This is a genomic window from Streptomyces mirabilis (genome assembly GCF_039503195.1).
Lineage (GTDB): Bacteria > Actinomycetota > Actinomycetes > Streptomycetales > Streptomycetaceae > Streptomyces > Streptomyces mirabilis_D.
In genome coordinates this window covers 2,337,618-2,349,754 of record NZ_JBCJKP010000001.1, presented here as the reverse complement: position 1 = coordinate 2,349,754, position 12,137 = coordinate 2,337,618, and the positions used below count along the sequence as shown (strand labels likewise).

Here is a 12,137-nt window from a genome sequence, read left to right as displayed (position 1 = left end):
ATGGCCACCAGCCAACTGCGCGCGCGGGCTGAGCGGAAGAGGCGGGCGAAGGCGCGCAAGGCACCTCGCGAATCCGTCTTCGTCGAGCGTTTCGGCGTGTTCGCCGAGTGTCTGCTCACCGGGGTGTGGATCGCGGTGGCCTCGCTGCCGCTGGTCACCTACCCCGCCGCGTTCGCGGCCGGCGCACGGCATCTGCGGCGGCGTACGTCCCACGAGGCGGGCGGCCTGAGGGAGTTCGTCGCCGACTTCCGGGCCGCCGTCCGGGGCGGCTGGATCGCCGGCGTCGCCGGCTGGGCCGCGGCCGCCGCGGTCTGGGTGGACGTCCAGGCCGTGCGCGCCGGCATCCCCGGTGGCCCGCTCGTCGGGGCCGTCGGTCTCTTCGCCCTGATCGGCCTCGTCGTGGCCGGGCTGCGCGCGGCGGCCGTCTGGGAACCCGGTGCCTCCTGGCGGGCGCTGCTCGCGGAGGCGGGACGCCGTACGGTCCTCGATCCGGCCGGCTCGTTCCTGCTCGTGGGCGGACTGGCCGTCGTGGTCGCTTCCGCCCTGTTCGTCGCGCCGCTCGCGGTCCCCGTCCTGGGGGCCGTCGCGGCGGCGGCCGTGGCCGTCGAGGCACGCCACCGCCGCCACTGAGCTCCTCGCAGGTCGGCGCCCCGGCGTCGTACCTCGCTCTGTCATGCCCCTGACTTCCCCGCACGGAAAGGAAAGGCCATGTCCCCCATCCCCCGCAGGTCCCTGCTGAAGGCGGCCGCAGTCGCCGGAGCCGCCGCACAGTTCAGCTGGGCCCTGGGAAGCACGAACGCGCAGGCCGCCGCCAGATCCGAGGCCGCCGACACCGACCCCGTGACCCTGGACTGGCTGGAGGACGGCGCCCTTGGTGCCGCCCCCGGCTCCACCGTCGGCGTGCCCTGGCCGAAGGGCGCGTACCAGCAGGACCAGACCTTCGCGCTCACCGACGCCTCCGGCAAGGACGTGCCGGTGCAGTCCTGGCCGATCGCGTACTGGCCGGACGGCTCCCTCAAGTGGACGGCTCACGCGGTCAGTTCCGGCTCCGGAAAGCTCACGCTCGCCGCCGGCGCGCCCGCCGCCCCCGACAAGAAGGTGACCGTCGACAAGAGCGGCGGCACCATCGACATCTCGACGGGCGTCATCACCGCGAAGATCGGCAAGAGCGGCTCCGCCCTGGTCAAATCGGTGAAGCGCGGCTCCACCGAGATCGCCAAGGACGGCCGGCTGGTGCTGATCCGCCAGCCCGAGATCGAGGACGAGGACCAGGGCGCGGAGAAGTACGAGCGGTTCGAGAGCGTCATCGCCGAGGTCACGGTCGAGCAGGAGGGCCCGGTCCGTGCCGTCGTCCGCATCGACGGCAAGCACCGCAAGGGCAGCCGCAGCTGGCTGCCGTTCTCGATCCGGCTGTACTTCTACGCGGGCGCCGACTCCTTCCGGATGGTGCACACCATCACCTTCGACGGGAAGCAGGAGCCGGGGAAGACGAGCGGCGACTTCATCCGCGGCCTCGGCGTCCGCTTCAACGTGCCGATGCGCGACGCGGCGTACGACCGGCACATCCGCATCGGCGGCGACGGCTCCGGTCTGCTGCGGGAGGCCGTGCAGGGCATCACCGGGCTGCGCCGCGACCCGGGCGCGGCCGTGCAGGCGGCCCAGTTCGCGGGCGAGAAGCTGCCCGACCCCTCCACCTGGGACCAGCGGGTGACGACCCGCCTCCAGTACATCCCCCAGTGGGGCGACTACACCCTCTCCCAGCTCTCCGCCGACGGCTTCACCCTGCGCAAGCGCACCAAGAAGGGGCACGGCTGGATCGGTGCGGGCGGTGGACACCGGGCGAGCGGGTTCGGCTACGTCGGCGGGGCGAGCGGCGGTCTCTCCTTCGGCCTCAGGGACTTCTGGGAGAAGTACCCGGCGCAGCTCGACATCCGCGACGCGGCGACCGACGAGGCCGAGGTCACCCTCTGGCTCTGGTCGCCCGAGGCGCAGCCCATGGACCTGCGCTTCTACCACGACGGCATGGGCCAGGACACCTACGCCGAGCAGCTCGAAGGCCTCAACATCACCTACGAGGACTACGAACCCGAGTTCGGCACCCCCTACGGCATCGCCCGCACCTCCGAACTCCTCTTCTGGGCCAACGAGTCGACGCCCACGCCCGAGACGCTCGCCGAACAGGTCGCGGCCGTACGGGTGTTGCCGCAGCTCGCCGCCCCGCCCAAGCAGCTCATCAAGGCCAAGGTCTTCGGCGGCCTCTTCTCCGAACCGGACCGCTCCACCGCCGCCAAGGCGAAGATCGAGGACCATCTCGACTTCCTCTTCACCTATTACAAGGACCAGGTGGAGATGCGCCGTTGGTACGGCTTCTGGGACTACGGCGACTTCATGCACTCGTACGACACCGTGCGTCACCAATGGCGCTACGACGTCGGCGGCTACGCCTGGGACAACTCCGAGCTGTCGCCCGACATCTGGCTCTGGATGGCCTATCTCCGCTCGGGCCGCTCGGACATCTTCCGCTTCGCCGAGGCGCTCACCCGGCACACCGGCGAGGTCGACGTCTACCACCTCGGCCAGTGGGCGGGCCTCGGCACCCGGCACGGCGTGCAGCACTACGCCGACAGCGCCAAACAGCAGCGCATCGCCAACACCACGTACCGCCGCTATTACTACTACCTCACCGCCGACGAGCGGGTCGGCGACCTCATGCACGCCAACGTCGACTCCGACGAGACCTTTCTCGTCCTCGACCCGATCCGCAAGATCCGCACCGAGCCGTACACCCCCGACCGGCACGCCCTGTCCATCGGCTTCGGCACCGACTGGAGCGGTCTGGTCTCGGCCTGGCTCACGGAGTGGGAGCGCAAGGGCCCGAAGGCGGAGAAGGCCAAGGCACGCGTGCTGTCCACGATGGAGACGATCGCCGCCCAGCCCAACGGCTTCGTCCAGGGCAGCGGACTGTACGACCTCGACACCGGCAGGTTCGCCATCGCCTCCGCGCCGGTCGTCTCGGTCTCGCACCTCTCCGCCGTCTTCGGCCTCAACGAACTGTGCGCCGAGCTGATCGACCTGGTCGACATGCCGAAGTTCAAGGAGGTCTACCTCGACTACTGCCGCTACTTCAACGCCACCAAGACCGAACAGGCGGCGCGCTACGGCTCCAACTTCGGCTCCCTGCTGCTGTTCCAGGGCCACTCGCGCCTCGACGCGTACGCCGCCGTCCAGACCGGCGACGCGACGCTCGCCAAGCGCGCGTGGACGAAGTTCTACAGCTCCGACGGCTACATGGAGTCCTCGCCCTGGAAGACCGAGCCGCTGAGCGGCCCGGTCACGCTGGTTCCCGGCAGCGAGGCCAACTGGGTCAGTTCGAACGACAGCGCCCTGTACGGCCTCGCCGCCATCGAGAACCTCGCACTGCTCGGCGACAAGATGCCGTAGCCCCCGCCGGTCAGCGCATTCTCCCCAGTACCTCCCGCACGCGTCGCGCGTCCCGGATCCGCTGCTCGTACGTCGCACCGAGTGCGAGCAGCACCAGACCGGCGAGTGCGGGAGGCACCCACCGCGGCAGCGCGCCCGCCATCTGCACGAGGTACGGGGCGAGTTCGTGCAGGGCGTCCAGCGCGAGCACGCCACCCCCGAGGACGAGCGGGGCCCGCAGCCGGTGCCGGGCACCCACGAGGGTGACCGCGAGGGCCGCGACACCGAGCAGCAGGGGGCGCGGCCAGTCCGGGTCGACCCACGCCGTCAGGAGACTCGGCACGAGCGTGACGGACAGCCCCGCTCCGTACGCCGTCCAGGACGAGGTCAGCGGATCCTTTCGGCGCCCGAACGCCCCCACCAGCAGCGCCGGCACGGTCACCGGCAGTGTGTACGCCTCGACGGAGCCGACGCCCCAGCACGCCAGCCGGACCCAGGCGGCCAGCACGAACAGGGCGGTGGCCGCGTAACCGGCGGCCCGCCTGTCCTCCCGTACGGCGGTGCCCGCGGCGATCACCGCGCACAGGGCCAGCACCAGGGCCAGCAACGGCGGGGCGGGCACCGCGAGACCGACGGCGAGCAGCCCGGCGACGGCGCCCGTCACCTCGACGGGCACACGCGCGGGGGAGCCCACGAGGCGTGCCGCGAGCAGAGCCGCGACGACCGGTACGACGAGGACCAGCAGCGCGATGTACTGCGACGGCCAGCCGAGGGACGCGCCCACGGCACAGGCCAGCGCGGTGGCGTACGTGAGGGCGGCGACCGGGGCGAGGCGCGAGCGCCCGGACACGGCGGCGAACAGCACGGTCAGCGCGGCGAGGACGCCGAGGGTCGTGCCCTCGGCGGCGAGGGAGAGGCACGCGAGGCTCACCGAGCTGACAAGGGCCAGGAGGAAGAGGACCGGGCGCGGCTCAGCCGAGCGGGCGACGTACGCCAGCGCCGCCACGATCGTGAGTCCTTGCGCCGACATCCCGGCCCAGTAGGGGATGTCGAGGGCCGCGGGAAGGACGAGCGCGGCAGCCCAGACGAGGGCCGACGCGCCGATCGTCGCCCTGGGGCGCCACTGCGTACCGCGGACGGCCACGGCGAGGACGGTGGCGACGACCACGAGGACGAGCGGGGCCGTGGCCGCGTACGGGGGCCAGGGGACGCCGTCGGTCGTGACCGCCTCACGCGCGGCCGAGGGGGCCCCGGTCCAGACCCGTCCCACCCGGGCCACCGGGCCCAGCAGAGCGACGGCGACCGGCGGCAACGCCCACACCACCGCGACCGCCTGCACCGAGGCGGCCGCCAGGGCGAGGCCACGCCTCATCGGCTCGGGGAGCCGGGTGCGTACGGCAGCCGACACGGCCACGGCGCAGACCAGATACCCCGGAACCGTCCACTCGCCCGGCAGCGAGGAGCGCGGGACGCCCCCGAGCGCGGCGACCGTGAGCAGGCCGCCGGCCGAGGCGACCCAGGTGGCGACGTTCGTGTCCGGCAGCCGCCACGCCGCCGCCAGAGCGATCGCCGCCGCGAAGAGGAGCAGCGCCGCCGCACGGGCGACGGCGCTCGGACCGGTGGCCGTCCAGGACAGCCAGCCGGCCGCGAAGGAGCCCCAGCCGCCCAGGCCGTACGCGCCCACGGCGGCGACGAGACATACGGACCGCACGGGCACCCGGAGCGCGACGGCCGTGTCGAGCGCGGCCGTGACCAGCAGCGCCCCCGTCACGACGGGGGCGCCCGCGTCGGCCGCGGCCGCCCAGAGGATCAGCGGGAGCTGCGCGGCGGCCAGCGCCGTCGGCAGGGGCAGGCGCAGAGTGAGCCGCGCGGGGGTGGCCGCTTCACCGGTCGGCCGGCGCGTCCCGCCCAGTGCGAGTCCGTACGCCGTCCACAGGGCCGCCAACACGGCCGACGCGATGGCCGCGTAGCCCAGGCCGTTCGTGTCGGGGAGCGCGACCTCGTGCAGCGCGTACACGTCCAGGACCGTCAGCGCGAGTCCCAGCCCCGCCACGGCCTCCGCCGTCGAGCGCAGCCTGTGCCGGAGCAGGAGCACGGGTGAGCCGAGTGCGGCCAGCGTCACCGCGCCCAGCACCAGCGCCCGCCCGGCGATCCCCATCCGGCCCCAGCTGACCAGCGTGAACGCGATCGCGGCGATGGTCAGGAGGGCGCCGCCGAGAACGAGCAGCACGTTCTGGACGCGGGGCGCCGTGGCCTCGGGCCCGCGTACGGGCGGGGGCGGAGGCGGCGGAGCCACGGGCGGCCGGAGCGCGGTGATCAGCCAGGCGCGGCGCGCCAGCAACAGGGCCCGGCGCGCGTCGAGTTGCCGCAGCTCGGTGTCCAGGAGCCGCAACTCCTCGGCCGGGGGCGGAAGGTGGGTCATATTCCGGGAGTGTGGTCCCGGTCACCTTCTCCGGCATGAGTGCGCGTACTCATGCCGTACTCAGATGCCCGGTCGGGCACACTCCGTCCATGGACTGGAGCCATTACCGCTTCCGCAGTGTGTGGGCCCTGCCCGCGCCGCCCTCCGAGGTCTACCCCGTTCTCGAACAGGCCGAGGACTACCCGCGCTGGTGGCCCCAGGTCCGTGAGGTGACCCGGATCGACGAGCGCAGCGGCACCATGCGCATCCGCTCGTTCCTGCCGTACGACCTGGTGTTCACGGCACGCGAGCTGCGCCGCGACCCGGCGGCCGGGGTCCTGGAGATCGCGATGGCGGGCGACCTCGAGGGCTGGGCGCGCTGGACGCTCACCACCGCCGGGTCCGGCACCCGCGCCCAGTACGACCAGGAGGTCGACGTGAGCAAGCCGCTGCTGCGGCGGTTCGCGGTACCGGGACGGCCGGTGTTCCGCGCCAACCACGCCCTGATGATGCGCGCGGGACAGCGCGGACTGGCGGCCCGACTCACGGGTGACTGACGGCTCACCTCGAAGCGGTTTGAACCACACCCGCAGGGACCTGTATTGTTCAGTGCGTTCCCGGGCGATTAGCTCAGTGGGAGAGCGCTTCGTTCACACCGAAGAGGTCACTGGTTCGAACCCAGTATCGCCCACCCGGAGAAGACCGGTCCGTCACAGACGGACCGGTTTTTCGTTGTCCCGCGCGGGCTCAGGCCGCCGCCGGCAGTTCCGGGCGCAGCGGCCACGCCGGATCCACCGCCTCCGGTGAACCACTGCGCGCGAACCACGCCTGAAGGCCGCGCGCCTGTGCCGCGTGCCACACCGACTGCAGGGTGTGCAGCTCGGCGGGGGAGAGCCGCTCCAGCCTGGTGGCGAAACGACGCCCCACCGCTCGTACGACCTCCATCGCGGCCAGTGCGTCCGCCGCCGCGTCGTGCGCGCCCTCCAGCACCACGTCGTAGTGCGCGCACAGGTCGGTCAGGGTGCGGCGGCCCTTGCGATAGCGGTCCAGATGTTTGTCCAGAACCCGCGGATCGAGCACACGCAGCGGCGCCGGCTCGAACCACCGGTCGAGAGTGGTGGCGCGATGGCGGCGCAACTCCCGGTCCAGGAGCGTCAGATCGAACGGCGCGTTCATCACGACGAGCGGGCGGCCCGCCGCGGCCTGTTCGCCCAGCAGCCTGGCTATCTCGTCCATCACCGGCGACGGCCAGCGGCCGTTGCGCTGAAGGTGTTCGTCTGTCAGCCCGTGCACCGCCGTCGCACCCGCGGGCACCGGCACGCCCGGGTTCACCAGCCAGCGGGTCACCCGGGGCCGGGAACCCGCGGCGTCCTGGACGACGACGGCGGCCGACACGATCCGGTCGGTCTCGACGTCCACACCCGTGGTCTCCGTGTCGAACGCGGCCAAAGGGCCTTCGTACCAGCACGTCATACGTACACAACTCCTCGTTCACCCACGGCAGCTGACGCACCGTCTTCTGCCCGTTTGGTGATACCCGGGCTGTTTGCGCCGTACGCCGGAAGGAGACAACACAGGTACGGGTCTTTGCAGTTCAGCGGCCCGTCGCGGGGAATCACTTGGCTTGGAAGGCTGTTGGACTCATGGCACTCGCGCAGCCCGAGCGGGGCGGGCTGCTGCCCCAGCGGACGGCACCCCATCGCGGCACACTCGCCACCACCGCCTGCATGGAGACCTTGCAGGTGGGCTACTTGCACGCCGTCGCGGCCGCGGCGGGCTGTTCGCTGTCCCAGCCCTTTCCCGACAACGGCATCGACTGGCACGTCAGCCACAGCGCCCCCGGGCACACGGTCGACGACGAAGTCACTATCAAGGTGCAGCTCAAGTGCACGTACCAGATCCCGCCGAACCCGCCCGGGCCCGCCTTCTCCTTCACGCTCGACAACGAGCACCTGGCGAAGCTCGCCCGCACCCCGGTCTCGGTGCACAAGATCCTGGTCGTGATGCTCGTGCCCAGGTCCCAGGACGACTGGCTGCGCGCCAGCCACGACCGCCTCGACCTGCGGCACTGCTGCTACTGGATCAACCTCGCCGGCCACGCGATCACCGGCCGGCGCCGGACCACCGTGCGTATACCGACCTCGCGCATCTTCGACGACAGGGCGCTCTGCGAGATCATGACGAGGGTCGGGACGGGAGGGAAACCTTGACACACCGCCCCATCGACTCCCTCGGCGAACCGCTCCGGCCGGTGAGGCCGCATCCCGTCGAGTCCCACTGGGCCGAGCCGCCCGAGCCGGGGCAGGTCGACCCCGCCGTCCTCAGCGCGCTGCTGCACCGCCACGGCTGGCAGCGCCGCGGCGGAGCGGCCGGACGGTACGGCCGATGGACCCCACCCGGGCCCGGTGGCGGCGGCACGAGCCTGCTCGTGCCGGAGAACCGGGCCTTCCCCGACAGCGACGACCTCCTCGGCGAGGCGCTCCTCGCACTCTCCCGCAGCGGCGCGCCGTCCGCGCGCGACGTGCTGGTCGCCCTCGCCGTGCCCAGCGACGAGATCCGCTGGTGGCGCGACGTCCCGACCGGGCCCTTGGGCGCCACGTCCTGGAGCGTGGAGGAGCGGCTGCGCTCGGCCGCCCGCTCGATGCTGCTCGCGGCGGCGCTCGCCACACGTGCGCGTGCGGGCTATTACGGCGCCCGCCACCGCCGACCCGCCGCCGCCTCCCTGGAGAACGTCCTGGTCGGCGCCGACCCCGGCGGGCGCCGACTCACCGCCTTCGTACCCGTCGACACCGGCCGACCACTGTCCGTACGCCTGCACCAGGCGCTGTACGCCGCCCGCGAGGCCATCGACTACCAGCGGGCCACCGGCGGCATGGACGCCTTCGACGCGGCCGTCGAGGCGGGCGTCAGCCATGAACTCACCGAGGCCGTCGTCGCCCTCGTGCGCGGCACGGAGGGCGCCCGGGTCGCCGTCGAGTGGGCGCCCGCCGCCGGGGTCCCCGAGGGCTGTGCGGCGCCCGACGAGGCCGTCGAGTTCTCGCCCGGTGACCTCCCCGTCCTGCGCGAGGCCGGGGCCCGCTACCTGCGCGCCGAACCGTCCGTACCGGTGCGGCTCACCGGTGCCGTGGTGCGGATGCGCAGGTCCCAGCCGCGCGGCGAGGGCACCGTACGGCTGCGGGTGATCGCGGGAGCGGAGGTCCAGCACGTCCGCATGACGCTCGACGAGGAGGCGTACCGGATAGCGGGCCACGCCCATCTGGTGGGGCTGCCGGTGCGGGTGCTGGGGCGACTGGAGAGCCGCGGCGGCTTCCGCAGACTCACCGACGCCTCCGGGGTCGTACCGGTGCAGGTGGACGAGGCCGAGCGGGACCGGCTGATGAAGTCGCTGCAGGAGAACCTGGACTTCTTCGAGGAGGCGTGCAGCGGGGACTGAGGGCTTTGTGGCGCTTCGCCGCCAACCGTTTCGCGGAGGGTGCCCCGGGCTCGGTAGGATCGCCGGGCAGGCATGGCACTGCCGTGCCCACTGGGTGAGCTTGCCCCCTTCAGTCAGGAGAGACCGGTGTCAGACGTCCGTGTGATCATCCAACGCGATTCCGAGCGGGAAGAACGCGTGGTGACGACGGGCACTACGGCCGCCGACCTCTTCACCGGCGAGCGCACCGTCGTCGCGGCCCGCGTGGCCGGCGAGCTGAAGGACCTCGCGTACGAGGTGCGGGACGGCGAGGAGGTCGAGCCCGTCGAGATCTCCTCCCAGGACGGCCTCAACATCCTGCGCCACTCCACCGCGCACGTCATGGCACAGGCCGTGCAGGAGCTCTTCCCCGAGGCCAAGCTGGGCATCGGCCCGCCGGTCAAGGACGGCTTCTACTACGACTTCGACGTCGAGAGGCCGTTCACGCCCGAGGATCTCAAGGCCATCGAGAAGAAGATGCAGGAGATCCAGAAGCGTGGCCAGCGCTTCTCCCGTCGTGTGGTCACCGACGAGGACGCCCGCGAGGAACTCGCCGCGGAGCCGTACAAGCTGGAGCTCATCGGCATCAAGGGCTCCGCGTCCTCGGACGACGGCGCGGACGTCGAGGTCGGCGGCGGCGAGCTGACGATCTACGACAACCTCGACGCCAAGACCGGCGAGCTGTGCTGGAAGGACCTCTGCCGCGGTCCCCACCTGCCCACCACCCGCAACATCCCGGCGTTCAAGCTCATGCGCAACGCCGCCGCGTACTGGCGCGGCAGCGAGAAGAACCCCATGCTCCAGCGCATCTACGGCACCGCCTGGCCCTCCAAGGAGGAGCTGAAGGCGCACCTCGACTTCCTCGTGGAGGCCGAGAAGCGCGACCACCGCAAGCTGGGCAACGAGCTGGACCTCTTCTCCATCCCGGACCAGATCGGCTCGGGCCTCGCCGTCTTCCACCCCAAGGGCGGCATCATCCGCCGGGTCATGGAGGACTACTCGCGGCGCCGCCACGAGGAAGAGGGCTACGAGTTCGTCTACACCCCGCACGCGACGAAGGGGAAGCTCTTCGAGACCTCGGGCCACCTGGACTGGTACGCCGACGGCATGTACCCGCCCATGCAGCTCGACGAGGGCGTGGACTACTACCTCAAGCCCATGAACTGCCCGATGCACAACCTGATCTTCGACGCGCGCGGCCGCTCGTACCGTGAACTGCCGCTGCGCCTCTTCGAGTTCGGCACCGTGTACCGGTACGAGAAGTCGGGCGTCGTGCACGGCCTGACCCGCGCCCGTGGCTTCACACAGGACGACGCGCACATCTACTGCACCAAGGAGCAGATGGCGGAGGAGCTCGACAAGACGCTCACCTTCGTCCTGAACCTGCTGCGCGACTACGGCCTGACCGACTTCTACCTGGAGCTCTCCACCAAGGACCCGGAGAAGTTCGTCGGCTCCGACGAGGTCTGGGAGGAGGCCACCGAGACGCTGCGGCAGGTGGCCGAGAAGCAGGGCCTCCCGCTCGTCCCGGACCCGGGCGGCGCCGCCTTCTACGGTCCGAAGATCTCCGTCCAGACCAAGGACGCGATCGGCCGGACCTGGCAGATGTCGACCGTGCAGCTGGACTTCAACCTGCCGGAGCGCTTCGACCTGGAGTACACCGGCCCCGACGGCTCCAAGCAGCGTCCGGTCATGATCCACCGCGCGCTGTTCGGTTCCATCGAGCGCTTCTTCGCGGTGCTCCTCGAGCACTACGCGGGCGCGTTCCCGGCCTGGCTGGCGCCCGTGCAGGCGGTCGGCATCCCGATCGGCGACGCGCACGTGGAGTACTTGCAGAAGTTCGCCACCGAGGCGAAGAAGAAGGGCCTGCGGGTCGAGGTCGACGGCTCCTCCGACCGCATGCAGAAGAAGATCCGCAACGCCCAGAAGCAGAAGGTGCCCTTCATGGTCATCGCGGGCGACGAGGACATGGCGGCCGGCGCCGTCTCCTTCCGCTACCGCGACGGCTCGCAGGAGAACGGCATCCCGGTCGACGAGGCGATCACCAAGATCATGAAGGTCGTCGAGGAGCGCGCACAGGTCTGACGCACAGGCCTGGCGCGCAGGTCCGACGCGTACGGTGCCGCTTTGACGCGCAGGGGACGGAAGGCCCCCGGAGAGCTCAGCTCCCCGGGGGCCATTTCTCACCCCTGTTCCCGTCCTTCTCGTCCTCGCGCGCGAACACCTGGAGCAGCCAGGACGAGAACGAGCCGGTCACCGCGCCGAGCAGCGCCAGACCGCACACCATCAGCACCGACGCGATCGTGCGCCCCATCGGGGTCACCGGCACCACGTCCCCGTACCCCACCGTCGTGAGCGTGGTGCAGGTCCACCACACCGAGTCCCCGAACGTCCTGATCGAGGCCCCCGGCGCCCCGCGCTCCTGCTGGTAGACGGCGAGGGAGCCCGCGAAGCCGAGCAGCGCGGACGACAACCCCGCGTAGAAGACCACGCGCGCGTGCAGGGAGAGACGGGACTCTCCACGATGACGCTGTACGGCCTCGTAGACCTTGACGATGCGCAGCGGACGCAGCAGCGGCAGCAGGAGGGCCACGGTGTCCACCGGGTGCGCGCGGACGAAGTCGAGGCGCTGTCCGCTCAGGCCCCAGCGCACCGCGTAGTCGACGCCGAACAGCGCCCAGGCGGCCAGCATCGCCGCCACACAGGCGTGCCGCCAGACGACGGGCAGCGTGTGCCCGAGGACCAGGACGGCGTACGCGGCGAGAAACAGCACCGAGGCCAGGCTGAGCGGTACCTCCGTGCGCCTTTCCCACCGGGCCTGTCGGCTGTCGTCGTCCATCGGCCCAGCTTGGCCCGGCGAGCATT

Annotated in this window: 9 protein-coding genes and 1 tRNA gene; 7 read left to right on the top strand and 3 right to left on the bottom strand. The window is 71.6% G+C overall.

The window, feature by feature from the left end; all coding sequences use genetic code 11:
* Positions 1-630 carry a hypothetical protein gene (locus AAFF41_RS11280; protein ID WP_343323913.1) on the top strand — a complete coding sequence of 210 codons (630 nt, stop codon included), beginning with the start codon at positions 1-3 and terminating at the stop codon, positions 628-630.
* Positions 631-708: 78 nt separating this feature from the next.
* Positions 709-3,441 (top strand): exo-rhamnogalacturonan lyase family protein, encoded by a 2,733-nt coding sequence (locus tag AAFF41_RS11275; RefSeq protein WP_343323912.1) that lies wholly within the window; start codon positions 709-711, stop codon positions 3,439-3,441.
* Positions 3,442-3,451: 10 nt separating this feature from the next.
* Here AAFF41_RS11275 and AAFF41_RS11270 read toward each other — a convergent pair whose 3' ends face one another.
* Positions 3,452-5,842: an SCO7613 C-terminal domain-containing membrane protein gene (locus tag AAFF41_RS11270; RefSeq protein WP_343323911.1), complete on the bottom strand. Its 2,391-nt coding sequence runs from the start codon at positions 5,840-5,842 to the stop codon at positions 3,452-3,454.
* An 89-nt stretch (positions 5,843-5,931) separates the two neighbouring features.
* Here AAFF41_RS11270 and AAFF41_RS11265 point away from each other — a divergent pair, with 89 nt between their 5' ends.
* Together AAFF41_RS11265 and AAFF41_RS11260 are read left to right on the top strand one after the other, a co-directional pair.
* On the top strand, positions 5,932-6,378 hold the full coding sequence (locus AAFF41_RS11265; protein ID WP_319745069.1) for an SRPBCC family protein: 447 nt from the start codon (positions 5,932-5,934) through the stop codon (positions 6,376-6,378).
* 62 nt (positions 6,379-6,440) lie between these two features.
* Positions 6,441-6,512: transfer RNA gene (locus tag AAFF41_RS11260), tRNA-Val, on the top strand.
* A gap of 56 nt (positions 6,513-6,568) precedes the next feature.
* Here AAFF41_RS11260 and AAFF41_RS11255 read toward each other — a convergent pair.
* Positions 6,569-7,294 carry a 3'-5' exonuclease gene (locus AAFF41_RS11255; protein ID WP_319745071.1) on the bottom strand — a complete coding sequence of 242 codons (726 nt, stop codon included), beginning with the start codon at positions 7,292-7,294 and terminating at the stop codon, positions 6,569-6,571.
* Positions 7,295-7,464: 170 nt separating this feature from the next.
* Here AAFF41_RS11255 and AAFF41_RS11250 point away from each other — a divergent pair, with 170 nt between their 5' ends.
* The 3 genes from AAFF41_RS11250 to thrS all read left to right on the top strand — a co-directional run bounded on the left by AAFF41_RS11250 (position 7,465) and on the right by thrS (position 11,357).
* Entirely contained in the window at positions 7,465-8,031 is a 567-nt protein-coding gene (locus AAFF41_RS11250; RefSeq protein WP_054233932.1) for a DUF4365 domain-containing protein, read from the top strand.
* Positions 8,028-9,254, top strand: a complete 1,227-nt coding sequence (locus AAFF41_RS11245; RefSeq protein ID WP_319745073.1) for a hypothetical protein — start codon at positions 8,028-8,030, stop codon at positions 9,252-9,254. Before AAFF41_RS11250 ends, AAFF41_RS11245 begins: the two co-directional genes overlap by 4 nt.
* 126 nt (positions 9,255-9,380) lie before the next feature.
* Positions 9,381-11,357 (top strand): threonine--tRNA ligase, encoded by a 1,977-nt coding sequence (gene thrS / locus AAFF41_RS11240; protein WP_343323910.1) that lies wholly within the window; start codon positions 9,381-9,383, stop codon positions 11,355-11,357.
* 76 nt (positions 11,358-11,433) lie between these two features.
* Here the strand turns inward: thrS and AAFF41_RS11235 are convergent, their stop codons facing one another.
* The gene (locus AAFF41_RS11235; protein WP_319745077.1) at positions 11,434-12,111 is read right to left on the bottom strand and encodes a potassium channel family protein; all 678 of its coding nucleotides are present in this window, start codon (positions 12,109-12,111) and stop codon (positions 11,434-11,436) included.
* Between the last annotated feature and the right edge of the window lie 26 nt (positions 12,112-12,137).